Source organism: Rhodopila globiformis (assembly GCF_002937115.1).
GTDB lineage: Bacteria > Pseudomonadota > Alphaproteobacteria > Acetobacterales > Acetobacteraceae > Rhodopila > Rhodopila globiformis.
Window position 1 is genome coordinate 1 of record NZ_NHRY01000092.1, and the last position, 16,359, is coordinate 16,359.

Genomic DNA, 16,359 nt, shown 5'->3' on the forward strand with positions numbered 1-16,359 from the left:
GATCTTCGCCAGCGTCGTCAGGTCCGGCGTGATCCCCACCGCCGCCTGCATCCCGCCCGGGGAGACCCGGAAGCCGGTGACCACCTCGTCGAACACCAGCAGCGCCCCCGCCTGCCGCGTCAGGTCCCGCAGCACCTGCAAAAACGCCGGCTCGATCGGCATTTTTCCGAAATTCGCCCCGGTCGGCTCCAGCATCACCGCGGCGATGTCCTTGTGGTCGTTGAACAGCCGCGTGATCCCGTCGACATCGTTCGGATCGCACAACAGCACGGCCTCGGCCACGCCGCCCACCACCCCGCTGGTCGGCGTGCCATCGAAATGATTGGTGTAGCCGCTGGTCATGTGGTCGTTCCAGCCGTGGAAATGCCCGCGGAACCGCACCACCTTCGGCCGCCCGGTATAGGCCCGCGCCAGCCGCACCGCCATCAGCGTCGCCTCGGTGCCCGAGGCGGTGAAGCGCACCCGCTCGGCCGAGGGGATCAACCGCGTCACCATCTCCGCCCAGCGCACTTCGCGGTCATGGCAGGCGCCGAAATGCGTGCCCTCGGCCAGCGCGTCCTGCACCGCCGCGACCACCGCCGGATTGTTGTGCCCGAGCAGCAGCGAGCCGTGGCCGCCGAAGTAATCGACATAGCGGTTGCCGTCGACGTCCCACTTCAGCGGCCCGCGGGCGCGCGCGACATAGATCGGGTAGGGGTCGAAGTTGCGGCTGTCATGCGCGATCCCGCTCGGCAGCAACCCCCGCGCCCGGGCGGCGAGCGCGGCGGAGCCGGGCGTCATCGCCTCATAGGTCGCAGTCAGGGTGGCGTTCGGCAGTGTGCTGGCGGACATCGCAGATTCCTTCGGAGTCGATGCTTGCCACTATACCGGTCCCGGCCGGGATGCGCACGCGGCTTGCATGGCCGCTCTGGCAAACCGCAGGCAGGGTGAGAGGAGCGTGCCGGATCGAGAGCCAGTAGAGGCACGGATGTCGTCTCCGGTGCAGCAGGGTTGCGCCCGGGCGGTGACTGGCTGCGGCCTTGGTGGCCGATTGGCGATGTCGTACCGGCGGAAAATCCGCTTGTTTCACCACAGAGATACAGAGGCACAGAGATCGCAAAACCCGGCGCAGCCATCGGTCTTTTTTACAAACTCTGTGTCTCTGTGCCTCTGTGGTGAACCATTATAAGCCTCAACAGACCCCGGCCGTGACAGGTGTGCGCGCGGTACCAGACGCATCCTCGTCAGGACGAACCAACGCTCAGCAGCAGCGCAAATAAGTCTGCGAGGGGTAAAGCTGCTCCCACAGGGCGTATCTCCACCTGTCTGTCCTTGGCTCTATCCCCGTGCGAACACCCGGCTGATCCCCTCCTGCGCCTCCTGTTGGATCTTCGCCAGGTGATCCTCGCCCCGGAAGCTCTCGGCGTAGATCTTGTAAACGTCCTCGGTCCCCGACGGCCGCGCCGCGAACCAGCCGTTCGCGGCGGCCACCTTGATGCCGCCAATCGCCGCGTTGTTGCCCGGCGCGTGCGACAGCGTCGCGACAATCGGCTCACCCACGAGCTGCGTCATGCCAAGCTGCTCGGCCGACAGGCTCTTCAGGATCTTCTTCTGCGCCGCCGACGCCGGCGCGTCGATACGGGCATAGAACGGCGCCCCCAGTGCCTGCGTCAGGCCTTGATACGCCTCCCCGGGGTCGCGCCCGGTGCGCGCGGTGATCTCCGCCGCCAGCAGGCCCAGGATGATGCCGTCCTTGTCGGTGGTCCACACCGAGCCGTCACGCCGCAGGAACGACGCCCCGGCGCTTTCCTCGCCGCCGAAGCCCAGCGACCCGCCAATCAATCCGTCAACGAACCATTTGAACCCGACCGGCACCTCCACCAGCTTGCGCCCCAGCTGCGCCGCGACGCGGTCGATCAGTGCGCTGCTGACCACGGTCTTGCCGACGCCGGCGCTTGCGCTCCACTCCGGCCGGTTGCGGAACAGGTAGTCGATCGCCACGGCCAAATAATGATTCGGATTCATCAGCCCGCACGACCGCGCCACGATCCCATGCCGATCGGCATCCGTATCATTGGCAAAGGCAACGTCGAAGTCGTTCCGCATGCCGATCAGCCCGGTCATGGCATAGGGCGACGAGCAGTCCATGCGGATCTTGCCGTCCCAGTCGGCGGTCATGAAGCGGAACGACGGATCGACCGTTTCATTCACAACCGTCGCGGCAATGCCATACCGCTCGATCAGCGGATGCCAGTAGCCCACCGCCGCGCCGCCCAGCGGGTCAATGCCGATCTTCACCCCCGACGACCGGATCGCCTCCAGATCGATAACCGTTGCCAGATCGGCCAGATAGGGCGTCACGTAATCGTAACGGCGCACCTGCGCCGAGCGCAGCGCCCGCTCGTACGGAATCCGCTTCACGCCATCCAGGTTCTTCTCCAGGTACGCATTGGCCGCCCGCTCCATCCACGACGTCACGTCGGTATCCGCCGGCCCACCATTCGGCGGATTATATTTGAACCCGCCGTCCTGCGGTGGATTGTGCGATGGCGTCACCACGATGCCGTCGGCCAGGCCGCTGTCGCGCCCCCGGTTGTAGGTCAGAATCGCGTGCGAGATCACCGGCGTCGGCGTGAATCCGTCCGCCGCGTCGATCATCGTCTCGACGCCGTTCGCCGCCAGCACCTCCAGCGCGCTCGCCAGCGCCGGGGCCGACAGCGCGTGGCTGTCGATGCCGATGAACAGCGGGCCGTCGATGCCCTGCGCTCGCCGGTAATCGCAGATCGCCTGCGTGATCGCCAGGATGTGCGCCTCGTTGAACGCCAGGTCGAGAGCCGAACCGCGATGGCCCGAGGTGCCGAATGCCACGCGCTGCGCCGCCACCGCCGGATCCGGCCGGCCGGTGAAATACGCCGTCACCAGGCGTGGAATGTCGATCAGCCGGGACGGGTCGATCGGCTTTCCCGCCAGAGGACTTACCTGCTCCGCCATGTCTTCCTCCTCCTCAACCGGATACCAGCCGCTATGGTAGCGTCAGCCGCGCCCTGATGTCATTGCGCACGCGGCGAAGCAATCCCCCGCCGCGCGCCGGCAAGCCGAACATGAACATAATGTCAGGAATCCGCGCCTCAACCGTCGTTGCGGCTACACGACCCGCGCACGGCTTGCCCGGAGCGGGCGCAGGGCGGAGTATCCCCGCACCAACCAGCGGGCGGGAAGCGTGGACACCAGCAGCGCGCCAGGACGATCCGGTCATTGGTTCCTCAGCCAGGACACCGACAGCGCCCGCCTGCCGGTGGCGCTGCTGAGCGGCTTCCTCGGCAGCGGCAAGACCACCCTGGTCAACACCCTGCTGCGCGACCCGCGCATGGCCGGCACCGCGGTGGCAGTCAACGAGTTCGGCGAAGTGCCGCTCGACCGCGACCTGATCGCGCACGACCGCGACCACACCGTCGTGATGGCCAACGGCTGCCTGTGCTGCAACCTCGCCGGCGACATGGAGGACGCGGTCATGCGCCTGTTCAGCCGCCGGCAGTCCGGCGGCCTGCCGGCGTTCGAGCGGCTGCTGATCGAGCCCTCCGGCTTGTCCGATCCCGCCCCGATTGCCCAGGCCATCCTGCGCAACCCGCTGCTGGCGCGGTCGATGCGGCTGGAGGCGATCGTCTGCACCGTCGACGCACTGTTCGCCGCCACCCAGCTTGCCCGGCATCCCGAAACCCGCAAGCAGGTCGCGCTGGCCGACACCCTGGTGCTGACCAAGACCGACCTGGCGGCGCCGGAGGTGGTGCGGCGCCTGCGTGCCGATCTGGCCGGCCTCAATCCCGCCGCACCGGTGCTGACCGCCGTGCAGGGCGAGGTCGATGCCGCCGCGCTGTTCCCGCCGCGCTTCCTCGACCGCACCGCCACCGCGCCGGACACCGCGCCGCGCTCGTTCCTGGCCGCCGACGAAGCCGATGCCGGCCATACCGCGCGCTATGCCTCGGCGTCGCTGCTGGCTGAATCCCCGCTGGACTGGCGCGCCTTCGAAGCCTGGCTGCGCCGCATCCGTATTGCCCATGCCGAAAACCTGCTGCGGGTGAAAGGCCTGCTGAACGTCGCCGGCGGGCCGGTGGTCGTCCAGGGCGTCCACCACGTTATCAGCGCGCCCGTCCGGCTCGACACCTGGCCGTCGATCGATATGCGGTCACGTCTTGTGCTGATCGCGGATCGTGCCACCATCGAAGCCGCACGGGAAAGCTGGGCGGAAGCGCTGCCCGGCCTCCTGGCACGGCCATAGGATCGCATCCCGGAAATGCCGGCCCGGTTGGATGTGGCGAAAGGCCCTCCGCCTTTGGCCCTGGCCACCATTGGAGGGGGATGGAGACTGGGGGCTGAGGTCGTGGCAGCGCTCCCGGAACGATCCGTGCCTGCGCATTCTTCCTTGATTTTCAACACGGAGAAAGCGGAGGGCGCACGAAGTGCCACGGAGACCGGACCTTGCGGGTGACTCGGCACCGGACGAACTGCATCCCCGGGCTGGCGATCAAAGCGCATCGCAGCGCCGGCGGGCGTGCCGGAAGCAGTTCATCTTTTGTACCTGACACACGGCCTACGCCGTGTCATTGGCTGACTCGTTCACACCCTTCGTGGCCCTCTGTGGTTCTTCGCGTTCTCCGTGTTAAAAATCGGTCGCCAATCCAGGCTCCGCCGCCGCCTTCGACCCACCCGGGACGACACCGCCGCTCGTCGCAACAACTCCGGGAATGGGGACGAATTCTCTGGGAGCCGGTAACAGGAGGAGACAACCGGAATGCGCGCCATCGATGTCCACGTTCATCCGATGAACGATGCGTATGTCAAAGCCAGCGCCCCGTTCATGCCGGCCGCCCAGCGGATGTTCAAAGGCAAGTTCGCCGCCCGTCCCGACAGCCAGATCGCCGACGATTTCCGCCGCGACGACTGCCTGGCGATCCCGATCGCCTGGGACGCCGAAAGTGGCGCCGGCGGCAGCGTCTATTCCAACGAAGCGCTGGCGCAACTGACAAAAGACTATCCCGACGTCTTCCTGCCCGGCTGGGCGATGGTCGATCCCTGGCGCGGCCGCAAGGGGCTGGAGGAGATCGAGCACGCGATCCGCGGCCTCGGCCTGCTCGGCGTCAAGTACCAGCCGCCGGTGCAGGATTTCTCCCCCAATGATCGCCGGTTCTACCCGATCTGGGACCTGCTGCAGTCGCTTGGCGCCCCGGTACTGATCCACAGCGGCACCACCGCCATCGGCGCCGGTGAGCCCGGCGGGCTGGGCTACAAGCTGGGGCACGCCCGGCCGATTCCAAACATCGACGATGTCGCCGCCGACTTCCCGCGATTGAACATCATCGCCGCGCATCCCGGGTGGCCATGGACCGAAGAATTGATCGCCGTAGCGATCCACAAGGGCAATGTATCAATCGACATTTCCGGCTGGGGACCAAAATATATCCCCGCGCCGTTGAAGCACGACATGCAGCGGCGGTTGCAGGATAGAGTGCTGTTCGGCTCCGATTACCCCGGCTGGAGCCCCGGGCAATGCTGTGACGAGTGGGAAATGGAAGGGTTCAAGCCCGGAATAATCGACAAGCTGTTCCACCAGAACGCCATCCGCATCCTGAAACTCGACGATGCAGTGGCAGCCGCCACGCGCGTGGCACGCTAGGTGCGCACCCAGGTCGGCATTATCGGGGCGGGGCCGGCGGGGCTGTTCCTGGCGCACCTGTTGCGCCGCGCCGGCATCGACTCGGTCGTCATCGAAAGCCGCAGCCGCGCCGACGTCGAGGGCACCGTTCGCGCCGGCGTGCTGGAGCACTGGGTCACCGTGCTGATGCAGGGCCTCGGGCTGGGCGAGCGGATGCTGCGGGACGGCCATTTCCACGACGGCATCACCCTGCAATGGAACCGCCAGCGCCACCACGTCGACATCGCGGGCCTGACCAACGGCAAGCACGTCACGCTGTATCCGCAGCACGAGGTGCTGAAGGACCTGATCGCCGGCCTGCTGGCCGCGGGCAACGAGATCATCTTCGGCGCCGGCGGCACCACGATCCGCGGCGCCGGGACGGACACCCCGGCGATCGATTTCCGCCGCGACGGCGCCGGCCCGCCGGAAACCGTCGATTGCGACTACGTCGTCGGCGCCGATGGGTTCCACGGCCCGGCGCGCCAGGCGATTCCCGCGGCGCACCGCACCGAATACCAGAAGATCTACCCGTTCGGCTGGCTCGGCATCCTGACCAAGGCGCCGCTGTCCTGGCACGAATTGATCTATTCCAACCAGCAGGACGGATTCGCGCTGCTCAGCACGCGCTCGCCCGACGTGCAGCGGATGTATCTACAATGTGATCCGGCGGATGACATCGCCAACTGGCCCGATTCCCGCGTCTGGGAAAACCTGCACGCCCGCCTGGATACCGCCGACTGGTCGCTGACCGAGGGCGCGATTTTCCAGAAAGGCATTATTCCCCTGCGCTCCTTCGTCTGTGAGCCGATGCAGTACGGCCGCCTGTTCCTGGCCGGCGACGCCGCCCATATCGTGCCGCCAACCGGCGCCAAGGGACTGAACCTGGCCGTCGCCGACGTACTTGTCCTGTCGCGCGCGCTGGAGGCGCAGTATCGGCGCAATAACCCGGCCGGCCTGGCGATGTACAGCGCAACGTGTCTGCGCCGGGTTTGGAAAGCCGAGCGGTTTTCCTGGTACATGACCACCATGCTGCACAGCAACGACCAGGAAACTGATTTTGAACGGCGCATCCACGTCGCCGATCTCGATCTGGTGCGGACATCAGAATCGTCCGCGCGGTCGCTGGCGGAGAATTATGTCGGGTTGCCGTTTGATGACCGTCATGAGTCAGGCTGAGTTGACAGTTCACAGTTCTGTCATTGGTGCGCAATACTACAAATTAGTAATCTTTTAAGTTTACCGCGGTCCGCTAACCGGCCTAGTGTAAACCGTGGTATGACACCTTATGTAAACGCCGGCGTTACCGTCGCGCAGGAGGGTAAGATCAACACCGCCGTTATCCCGGGCGTCAGCATTGCCCAGCCGGATGTCACGCTGCTGCTGGACCTGGACGGCATCATCCAGGGCGTGACCCTGTCGAACGACTTCTCCAGTGAATCGGTCGAGGAGTGGCGCGGCCGGCCCTGGTTCGAAACGGTGGCCGACATCGGCGGCAGCAAAGTGCTGCGCATGGTCGAGGACGCGCGGGAAAGTGGCGTCTCGGCCTATCGCCAGGTCAACCAGCGCTTCCCGAGCGGCCTTGAGCTGCCAATGGAGTACACCACCGTTCGTCTCGGTGGCAAAGACGGCCTGATCGCCGTCGGCCGCAGTCTGCGCGCCGTCGCCGAACTCCAGGCCCGCCTGATCGCCGCGCAGCAGGCAATGGAACAGGACTACTGGAAGTTGCGCGAAGTTGAAACGCGCTACCGTCTGTTGTTTGATGCCTCCAACGAAGCCGTGATCCTGCTGAACGCCGACACGCTGCGCATCGTCGAGGCGAATCCCGCCTCCATCCGCGCCCTCGGCCTCGCCCGCGGCCGCGACCTGCTGCCCGAGATCGTCCCGGAGGAGCGGGAGCCGTTCCAGGCCATGCTGCAGCGCGTGCGGCAGAACGGCCGCGCGCCCGGCGCGCTGATCCATCTCGGGCCGGAGCAGGTCGCCTGGATCGCCCGCGCCTCGATGATGACCGGGGAGCCGGGGCCGATGTTCATGGTCCAGCTCTCGCTCGCCGACAGCAACCAGCCGGCGGCGTCGAACCTGGAGCAGACCGCGCTGGACGAATTCGTCGATCGCCTGCCGGATGCCTTTGTCGTGATCGACCGCGACGGCATCGTCCGCCGCGCCAACCGCGCCTTCCTCGACCTGGTGCAGGTGGGGGCCGAGGGCGCGGTGCTGGGCGAGCGGCTCGGCAAGTGGCTGTCGCGGCCCGGGGCGGACCTGCCGGTGCTGCTGGCCAACCTGCACCGCCACGGCACGGTGCGGCTGTTCGCCACCAGCATGACCGGCGACCTGGGCGGCGAGACCGAGGTGGAAATCTCCGCCGTCGGCAACCCCGTCAGCCGCGCCGCGCATATCGCCCTGCTGATCCGCGACGTCGGCCGCCGCCTGCTGTCGAACGAGGCGACCACCAATGTGCAGGCCGCGCTGGCCGCGATCATCGAGCAGACCGGCAAGACATCCCTGCGCGTGCTGGTGCGCGACGCCGTCGGCCTGGTGGAGCGGCACTATATCGATGCAGCCCTGCAACTGGCCAACGGCAACCGCACGGCGGCCGCGGAAATTTTAGGTCTCAGCCGCCAGGGCTTCTACAAAAAGCTTGCACAATACGAAATGGAAGGGCATTCGCGGGCAAGTTCCGATACAGACGAATAGTCCAACCGATGGGAGTTCGCCTTGCTGTCGCGTGCTGTCTCTACGCCAGCTTTCGGTCAGGCGAATCTTTCGAACTGTGAACGCGAGCAGATCCACCTCGCGGGGTCCATCCAGCCGCATGGCTGCCTGCTGGTCATCCGCGAAGCTGATGGCATCATCGTCCAGGCCAGCGCCAACGCCGCTTCGTTCCTTGGCCTGAGCGGCAATATAGCCAGCGGCGACATCGTCGGCCGCGGCATTGACGTCCTGGAAGGCGACCTGGCGCAGCAGTTGCGCCCCCATTTGTCCGATCCCCTGCACGAGATCGCGCGCGGCGTGCGCTGCCATGTCGGCAACCCGCTGGCGCCGTTCGACGGCCTGGTCCACCGCCCCGCGGCCGGCGGGCTGATCGTCGAACTGGAACGCGCCGGCCCGTCGGTCGATCTCTCCCAGCACCTGGAGCGTGGCTTGCAGCGCATCATCGCCGCCGGGTCGCTGCGCGCGCTGTGCGATGAAACCACCCGCATCTTCAAGGCGCTGACCGGCTACGACCGGGTGATGGTCTATCGCTTCGACGACCAGGGCCATGGCGAGATCCTGTCCGAGGAACGCGAACCAGCGATGGAAGCCTATCTTGGCAACCGCTATCCGTCGTCCGACATCCCGCAGATCGCCCGCCGCCTCTATGAACGCAATCGCGTGCGCGTGCTGGCCGACGTCGAGTTCGCGCCGGTGCCGCTGGTGCCGCCGCTGTCCCCGGTGACCGGCGCCGAGCTGGACATGTCGCTGTGCTTCCTGCGCAGTTCCTCGCCGATCCATGTGCAGTATCTGAAGAACATGGGCGTGCGGGCGACGCTGGTGGTGTCGCTGATGGTCAACGGCAAGCTGTGGGGCCTTGTCTCCTGCCACCACCGCGTGCCGCGCTTCGTCCACTTCGAGGTGCGGGCCGTGTGCGACCTGCTGGCCGAAGCCGTCGCCACCCGCATCGCCGCGCTGGAAAGTTTCGCCCAGGCGCAGGCCGAGCTGTCGGTGCGCCGGCTGGAACAGCGCATGATCCGGGCGATCTCGCGTGAGGGCGACTGGCGCGGCGCGCTGTTCGACGGCTCCAACATCCTGCTGGAGCCGGTGCAGGCGACCGGCGCCGTGCTGCTGTACGAAGGCGAGGTCCGTACCATCGGCGACGTGCCCGACACCGTGGCGCTGCGCAAGCTCGGCGCCTGGCTCGATCGGCAAGCGGGCAACGGCGTGATCTCCACCGCCTCGCTCGGCACCGACGCGCCGGAATTCGAACTGCTGACCGCGATCGCCAGCGGCCTGCTGGCGACGCCGGTGTCGACCGCGCCGGGCGAGTACCTGATCTGGCTGCGGCCCGAGCGGGTGCGCACCGTTACCTGGGGCGGCAACCCGTTCAAGCCGACGCTCATCGGCGACGACCCGGCGACCCTGTCGCCGCGGCGCTCGTTCGCGCAGTGGCACCAACTGGTCGAGGGCACCTCCGACCCCTGGAGTGAGGCCGACATCGCCTTCGCCCGCCTGGTGGGCGAGACGGTCAGCGACGTCATCATCCAGTTCCGCTCGGTGCGCATGCTGCTGGCCGAGGACCAGCTCAACCAGGTGCGCCGGCAGGTGGAGCAGTCGGCCCAGCCGGTGATGATCGCCGATGCCGACGGCCGCATCCTGAAGACCAACGCCGCCTTCGACGCCCTGCTGCCCGATCTTCCCGGCCGCCCGGCCGAGGTTGCCGACTTGCTGCCGCTTTTCAACGATCCGCGGGAAGTCGGCCGCCGCCTCGACGACCTGGTGACCCACCGGCACGCTTGGCGCGGCGAGGTGGTGCTGGCTGGCCGCAACTCCGTGCAGACGCCGCTGCTGGTGCGCGGCGACCCGGTGTTCACGTCGCTGGACCGCATCCTCGGCTTCGTGCTGCTGTTCACCGACCTGACCGAGCGCAAGGCAGCCGAGGCGGCGCGGCGCAGCTTCCAGGAAGGGGTGATGGAGCAGCGGCCGTCGGTGCCGGCACAGTTCGATTCCAGCACCGACCTTCAGTTCCGCTCGATCCTTTCCACCATCGGCGAGAACGCGCAACTGGCGGCGCTGGAGATCGCCGATCGGGTGGACCCGGCGCACATGCCGAGGATGCTGGAGGCGCTGCGTGCGTCGGTGGCGCGCACCGCCGAGGTGTTGCGTTCCCTGCTGTGGCACGTCCCCCGCCAGGGACGCACGCCGCCGATGAGCGGGCGGGACGTGTCAGACCCGCATGACGGGCCTGACGACAACTGACCATCATACTTGACGGTCCTGTTGCAGGTCTGGATAAGCACGCCTCCGTGCGCCGGACAGTGAAAAGAACCCCTGGAGTGGCTATGCGACGAACCCCTGGGCGACTGATGCGGCGGCACGCGCCGAAGCGGGCTGTGGGTCTTCCTGCCTGCGGCGTCATTCATCCTCTTGCCCATTGGTTATTCTGATGACACGCCCCGTTTTTCCGTTCGCCGCGATCGTCGGCCAGGACGACATGAAGCTGGCGATCCTGATGGCCGCGGTCGACCAGGGTATCGGCGGCGTGCTGGCGTTCGGCGACCGCGGCACCGGCAAGTCCACCACCATCCGTGCCCTGGCCGCATTGCTGCCGCCGATGAAGGTGATGCAGGGCTGCCGCTATCACTGTGATCCGGCCTCGCCCGATACCTGGTGCGCGGACTGCCGCGCCTTGGGCAAGGGCAAGACCGTCACCGTGCCCGTGCCGGTCGTGGACCTGCCACTGGGCGCCACCGAAGACCGCGTCGTCGGCGCGCTGGACCTGGAACGCGCGCTGACCGGCGCCAAGGTGTTCGAGCCCGGGCTGCTGGCCCGCGCCAACCGCGGCTTTCTCTATATAGATGAGTGCAACCTGCTCGAGGACCATCTGGTCGACCTGCTGCTGGATGTTGCGGCGTCCGGCGAGAATGTGGTCGAGCGCGAGGGCCTGAGCATCCGCCACCCCGCCCGCTTCGTGCTCATCGGCTCCGGCAACCCGGAAGAGGGCGAGCTGCGCCCGCAGCTGATCGACCGCTTCGGCCTGTCCGTCGAGGTGCGCACGCCGCAGGATCTGCCGACACGCATGGAGGTCATCCGCCGCCGCGACGCGTTCGAGCGTGACCCCGCCGGCTTCCTGGAGACCTGGAAGAAGGCGCAGGACAAGACCCGCAAGCGGATCGTCGAGGGCCGCAACCGCCTGGCCGGCGTCACCGTGCCGGACGCCTCGCTGGAGCAGGCCGCCAAGCTGTGCATGGCGCTGGGCACCGACGGCCTGCGCGGCGAACTGGTGCTGATCCGCGCCGCCCGCGCCTTCGCCGCCCTGGAGGGCGACAAGGGAGTACTCGATCGGCATCTGCGCCGGATGGCGCCGATGGTGCTGAGCCACCGCCTGCGCCGCAACCCGCTGGACGAGGCGGTCGCCAGCGTCCGCGTCGCCCGGGCGGTCGAGGAACAGTTCGGCGCATGAGCGGCGCGGCTGCCAGCGGGGCGGCCAATTGGGCCGCCGCGCTTCAGTCTCTTTCGCTGTTCGCGGCGGACCCCATCGGCCTGGGTGGGATTTCGCTGCGCGCCGGCGCCGGCCCGGTGCGCGACCGCTGGCTGAAGATTCTCTACGACTCGCTGCCGCCCGAGATGCCGCTGCGCCGCGTGCCGCTGAACGCCGGCGACGACCGCCTGCTGGGCGGGCTGGACCTGGCGGCGACGCTGCAGGCCGGGCGCCTGATCGAGCAGAAGGGCCTGCTGTCGGAGGCCAACGGCGGGGTGATCGTCCTCGCCATGGCCGAGCGCATCGAATTGGGCGCCGCCGCGCGGCTGCGCTCGGTGTTCGACGAGGGCGTTGTGACCTTGCAGCGCGACGGCCTGTCGCGCGTGCTGCCGGCGCGGTTCGCCATGGTCGCGCTGGACGAGGGCGCCGATGTGGACGAGCGTCCGCCGGCCTCGCTGCTGGATCGAATGGCGTTCCTGGTCGACCTGACCAACGTGTCGCTGCGGGACATCGACTTCGACGACTGGACCGGCACCGAGTCCCTCAAGGCGCGGCGGGACGCCGTGGCCGAGGAACGGGCGCCGCCGGTTGTCATCCACGCCGGCAACCAGGCCGAGACCGACAAGGCGGTGGAAACCCTGTGCAACGTCGCCGCGGCGCTGGGCGTGGACTCCATCCGCGCCCCGCTGTACGCGCTGCGGGCCGCCCGGGTCGCCGCGGCGCAGGACGGCCGCACCGAGGTGGACCAGGACGACCTGTCCCTGGCCGTCGCCCTGGTCTACGGCCCCCGCGCTACCCGCCTGCCGCAGCAACAGCAGCCGGAGGAAGCCCCGCCCGAACCCGAGCCGCCGCCCGAGGACCAGCAGGAACCCCCGCCGCCGGACGACGACGACGACAAGGACAAGATCCCCGACCTGCCGCTGGAAGACATCGTGCTGGAGGCCGCTCTGGCCACCCTGCCGCCCGACTTGCTGTCGCAGCTTGCCTCCATGAGTGGCCGCGGTCAGGTGCGCATGCCCGGCCGCGTCGGCCAGGCGAAGATGTCGCTGAAGCGCGGCCGTCCCATCGGCACCCGCCAGGGCGAGCCGAAAGGCGGCGCGCGGCTGCACCTGCTGGAGACGCTGAAGGCCGCCGCCCCGTGGCAGACGCTGCGCCGTCACGCCCGGGAGCACAAGTCGGAGCGGTTCGAGGTGCGGCGCGACGACTTCCGCATCATCCGCTTCCGCCAGCGCATTGGCACCACGACGGTGTTCGCGGTGGATGCCTCGGGCTCCGCGGCGATGAACCGGCTGGGCGAGGCGAAGGGCGCGGTCGAGCTGCTGCTGGCCGACTGCTACGTGCGCCGCGACCAGGTGGCGCTGATCGCCTTCCGCGGTTTGGGCGCGCAGTTGCTGCTGCCGCCGACAAGCTCCCTGGTGCGGGCCAAGCGCAGCCTGGCCGGGCTGCCGGGCGGCGGGCCGACTCCGTTGGCCGCCGGCATCGAGGCTGCGACCGCGCTGGCGGAAAGCATCCGCCGCGGCGGCCGGACCCCGGTGATCACGCTGCTGACCGACGCCCGCGCCAATATCGGCCGCGACGGCCTGGGTGGGCGGCCGAAAGCCGAGGCCGAGGCGCTGGAGAGCGCGCGGGCGCTGCGGGCACTGGGGATCGCGACGCTGCTGGTGGACACCTCGCCGCGGCCGAACCCGTTCGCCCGGACGCTGGCGGCCGAGATGAACGCGCGCTACGTGCCGCTGCCGTATGCGAACGCCAATGCGCTGACCAATGCGGTGCGATCGGCGGCGGGGGTGTAGGGACGGGCCGGGGATGTGCCTGTCCTGGTGGCGTCGTTCGCTGCGCCTGGCTTGGGCTGGTGTGCCACACGGGATGCGGCCGCAGCGTATTTGACTCCGCATTTTCAACACGGAGGAAGCGAAGAATCCACGAAGGGCCACGAAGCTGTCCGGGGGACGGCAAGCCGATCGGCTGGTTGGCACCGCCCGGCAATTCCGGGCGCTTCGCGCGGAGCGCAACATCACTTTTCTTCGTGGCGCTTCGTGGATTCTTCGCTTCCTCCGTGTTGAAAATCCGCCGGCGCCGCAAGCACCACCGCCAGGCCAGTACGCACCACCGCCAATCCCCCGCTCCCCCAGGACGGAGAGGCACCGCGCATGACGTTCCGGCGAAATAACCGCCCGCCGCTCATCACGCCATTGAGCAACTGGCGCGAATGCGGCATATTCCCATATCATCATCATGACCTATCATCTCTCCTGGGACCGTGACGGCCGCGACTGGCCGCACCGCGAAGCCAGCCGCTTCATCGAGGCGGCCGGGCTGCGCTGGCATGTCCAGATCATGGGGCAGGGGCCGGCGGCGCTGCTGCTGCACGGCACCGGCGCCTCGACCCATTCCTTCCGCGACCTCGCGCCGCTGCTGGCGCAGCGTTACACCGTGGTCATGCCGGACCTGCCCGGCCACGGCTTCACCGCCACGCCGGCGACCAGCGAAGGATTCACGCTGCCCGGCGTATCCGCCGGCATCGCCGCGCTGCTGGATAGCCTGCACATGCGGCCCGTCATCGCCGTCGGCCACTCGGCCGGCGCGGCCATCGCCATCCGCATGGCGCTGGACGGCCTGATCGACCCCCGCGTCATCATCAGCCTGAACGGGGCGCTGCTGCCCTATCCCATCCCGTCCTCCGGCATCGTCGCCGCCGCCGCCCGCGCCGTCTGGAGCTCGCCCCTGACCGCCCGTGCCTTCGCCTTCATGGCCGGCGCCGATTCGACCGTGGAGCGGATGCTGCGCGGCACCGGCTCGACGATCGATTCCGCCGGAAAGCGCTACTACGGCCGCCTGGCAAGCAACCCCGGCCACGTCGCCGCCGCCATGGCGCTGATGGCGAACTGGGACCTGCATCCGCTGCTGCGCGACATCCCCACCCTGAAGCCGCACCTCGTGCTTGTCAGCGGCAGCAAGGATGGCATGGTGCCGCCGTCCGAGGCCTACCGCATCCGCTCGGTGGTGCCGAACGCTGAACTGATTCCGCTGCGCGGCCTGGGGCACCTTGCGCATGAGGAACGGCCCGGCGAGATTGCGGCCCTGGTTGAGAGGATGGTGCCGCATGAGACTGCCGGCTGATCACCCGCAGCGGATCGAGCTGAACAACGAGGTACACGCCCGCCCGCCGGAGCCGCTGGTGGCGCCGACGCGGCTGTCGTACCTGGCGTTGTTCTGCGACCCGGCGCAACGCGACGCCGGCGCGGCCGCGGTGCGCGAGCTGTGCGCGCGCTACAGCGTCCCGCCGCCGGCCGACAAGGTGCTGCACTTCAACGCCAACCTCGGCCCGTTCCGGCTGAAATGGGAACGCCACACCGAGTTCACCCGCTTCATGTTCATCGTCGACGGCGCGGTGGAGGACCCGTTCGCCCGGCCGGCCATCGCCATGGTGCCGCAGGACTGGGTGGAATCGCTGCCCGGGCAACTGATCGTCGCCGCGCACCTCGCCTTCGTGCCAGGTGAGCCCGGGCCGCTGGACCCCCGTGCCATCGGCGCGCGCTGGTTCAACGGCAACAATCTCATCGGCTCCGCGGTCTCCGGCGGCGCGGCCACGGCGCTGGCTGATTTCCAGATCCATTACGACGGCTTCGCCCGCCACCTGGTGCTGGACCACGGCACCACGCCCTGGCAGGCCGGCCGCATCGCCCAGCGGCTGCTGGAGATCGACACTTATAAAATGATGGCGCTGCTGGCGCTGCCGGTCGCCCGCGCCGCCGGTTCGCTGCTGACCGAGGCCGGGCAGGAACTGGCGCAGATCACCCGTAGCCTGGTGTCCGCCGACGAAACCGCCGAACCCGGCCTGCTCAACAGCCTGACCCGGCTGGAGGCCGAGATCGAGAACCAGCAGTCCGAGACTCGCTACCGCTTCAGCGCCTCCAACGCCTATTACGAGCTGGTGCAGCGCCGCATCGACGAGTTGCGCGAGCAGCGCATCCAGGGCCTGCAGACCTTCCGCGAGTTCATCGAGCGCCGCCTGGCCCCGGCGATGAACACCTGCCGCTCGGTCGCCGCGCGTCAGGAGGCGTTGTCACAGCGCGTCGGCCGCACGACACGCCTGCTGTCAACCCGCGTTGACCTGACGCGGGAGCGGCAGAACCAGGCGCTGCTGGAGTCGATGAACCGCCGCGCCAGGCTGCAACTGCGGCTGCAAACGACGGTCGAGGGCCTGTCGGTCGCCGCCATCACCTACTACACCTCCGCCCTGGTCGGCCATGCCACGGAGGCGCTGAAGATCGAGGGGCTGCCTGTCGATCCCGACCTGGCGATGGGGATAAGCATCCCGCTGATCGCGGTGGCGGCGTGGTTCGGCATCCACCACCTTCGCCGCAAGGTCATGGGGCCGGGCGGCGACTAGTACACCTCGCCGGAAGAACGAACCCCATTTCGACGGCCGCTCACGCAGCGAGCGGCTTGCCGGTCATGGTCCACTTGAACGGCTTGGCGAGGGTGCGGTTGAAGTAGGCGATGAAGGCCTCGA

The 16,359-nt window shown here is 68.3% G+C and carries 12 protein-coding genes; 9 read left to right on the plus strand and 3 right to left on the minus strand.

What is annotated here, in order from left to right:
- On the minus strand, positions 1-831 hold an 831-nt coding region (locus tag CCS01_RS09920), incomplete at its 3' end, for an aspartate aminotransferase family protein (RefSeq protein ID WP_146101650.1).
- A 486-nt stretch (positions 832-1,317) separates the two neighbouring features.
- The gene (pgm, locus tag CCS01_RS09925; RefSeq protein WP_104518671.1) at positions 1,318-2,970 is read right to left on the minus strand and encodes a phosphoglucomutase (alpha-D-glucose-1,6-bisphosphate-dependent); all 1,653 of its coding nucleotides are present in this window, start codon (positions 2,968-2,970) and stop codon (positions 1,318-1,320) included.
- A 229-nt stretch (positions 2,971-3,199) separates the two neighbouring features.
- On the opposite strand from pgm, the gene CCS01_RS09930 reads away from it, so the two are divergent.
- The 7 genes from CCS01_RS09930 (at position 3,200) to CCS01_RS09960 (ending at position 13,636) form a co-directional block, all read left to right on the plus strand.
- Positions 3,200-4,255 carry a CobW family GTP-binding protein gene (locus tag CCS01_RS09930; protein WP_104518672.1) on the plus strand — a complete coding sequence of 352 codons (1,056 nt, stop codon included), beginning with the start codon at positions 3,200-3,202 and terminating at the stop codon, positions 4,253-4,255.
- A gap of 513 nt (positions 4,256-4,768) precedes the next feature.
- Complete coding sequence (locus tag CCS01_RS09935; protein WP_104518673.1) at positions 4,769-5,650, plus strand: amidohydrolase family protein; 882 nt, start codon at positions 4,769-4,771, stop codon at positions 5,648-5,650.
- Positions 5,651-6,847 carry a 4-hydroxybenzoate 3-monooxygenase gene (locus tag CCS01_RS09940; protein WP_104518674.1) on the plus strand — a complete coding sequence of 399 codons (1,197 nt, stop codon included), beginning with the start codon at positions 5,651-5,653 and terminating at the stop codon, positions 6,845-6,847.
- A 99-nt stretch (positions 6,848-6,946) separates the two neighbouring features.
- On the plus strand, positions 6,947-8,362 hold the full coding sequence (ppsR, locus tag CCS01_RS09945) for a transcriptional regulator PpsR (RefSeq protein ID WP_104518675.1): 1,416 nt from the start codon (positions 6,947-6,949) through the stop codon (positions 8,360-8,362).
- 21 nt (positions 8,363-8,383) lie between these two features.
- Complete coding sequence (locus CCS01_RS09950) at positions 8,384-10,621, plus strand: GAF domain-containing protein (protein WP_104518676.1); 2,238 nt, start codon at positions 8,384-8,386, stop codon at positions 10,619-10,621.
- Between the two features lie 187 nt (positions 10,622-10,808).
- Positions 10,809-11,825 (plus strand): magnesium chelatase ATPase subunit I, encoded by a 1,017-nt coding sequence (bchI, locus tag CCS01_RS09955; protein WP_104518677.1) that lies wholly within the window; start codon positions 10,809-10,811, stop codon positions 11,823-11,825.
- Complete coding sequence (locus CCS01_RS09960) at positions 11,822-13,636, plus strand: magnesium chelatase subunit D (protein WP_104518678.1); 1,815 nt, start codon at positions 11,822-11,824, stop codon at positions 13,634-13,636. The genes bchI and CCS01_RS09960 overlap by 4 nt, the downstream gene beginning before the upstream one ends.
- Positions 13,637-13,857: 221 nt before the next feature.
- Here CCS01_RS09960 and CCS01_RS32660 read toward each other — a convergent pair whose 3' ends face one another.
- A complete protein-coding gene (locus CCS01_RS32660; protein WP_146101651.1) occupies positions 13,858-14,061 on the minus strand; it encodes a hypothetical protein in 204 nt (67 codons plus the stop codon).
- Positions 14,062-14,078: 17 nt separating this feature from the next.
- Here CCS01_RS32660 and bchO point away from each other — a divergent pair, with 17 nt between their 5' ends.
- Together bchO and CCS01_RS09970 are read left to right on the plus strand one after the other, a co-directional pair.
- Positions 14,079-14,963: an alpha/beta fold hydrolase BchO gene (bchO, locus tag CCS01_RS09965; protein WP_104518679.1), complete on the plus strand. Its 885-nt coding sequence runs from the start codon at positions 14,079-14,081 to the stop codon at positions 14,961-14,963.
- On the plus strand, positions 14,947-16,236 hold the full coding sequence (locus CCS01_RS09970; RefSeq protein WP_104518680.1) for a DUF3422 family protein: 1,290 nt from the start codon (positions 14,947-14,949) through the stop codon (positions 16,234-16,236). The genes bchO and CCS01_RS09970 overlap by 17 nt, the downstream gene beginning before the upstream one ends.
- Positions 16,237-16,359 lie beyond the last annotated feature (123 nt).

Excerpts from the sequence above, each read along its gene's own strand:
- CCS01_RS32660 (WP_146101651.1), bottom strand. The coding sequence starts at position 14,061 with ATGCCGCATTCGCGCCAGTTGCTCAATGGCGTGATGAGCGGCGGGCGG.
- bchO (WP_104518679.1), top strand. The coding sequence starts at position 14,079 with ATGACCTATCATCTCTCCTGGGACCGTGACGGCCGCGACTGGCCGCAC.
- ppsR (WP_104518675.1), top strand. The coding sequence starts at position 6,947 with ATGACACCTTATGTAAACGCCGGCGTTACCGTCGCGCAGGAGGGTAAG.
- pgm (WP_104518671.1), bottom strand. The coding sequence starts at position 2,970 with ATGGCGGAGCAGGTAAGTCCTCTGGCGGGAAAGCCGATCGACCCGTCC.
- CCS01_RS09935 (WP_104518673.1), top strand. The coding sequence starts at position 4,769 with ATGCGCGCCATCGATGTCCACGTTCATCCGATGAACGATGCGTATGTC.
- CCS01_RS09970 (WP_104518680.1), top strand. The coding sequence starts at position 14,947 with ATGAGACTGCCGGCTGATCACCCGCAGCGGATCGAGCTGAACAACGAG.
- bchI (WP_104518677.1), top strand. The coding sequence starts at position 10,809 with ATGACACGCCCCGTTTTTCCGTTCGCCGCGATCGTCGGCCAGGACGAC.
- CCS01_RS09960 (WP_104518678.1), top strand. The coding sequence starts at position 11,822 with ATGAGCGGCGCGGCTGCCAGCGGGGCGGCCAATTGGGCCGCCGCGCTT.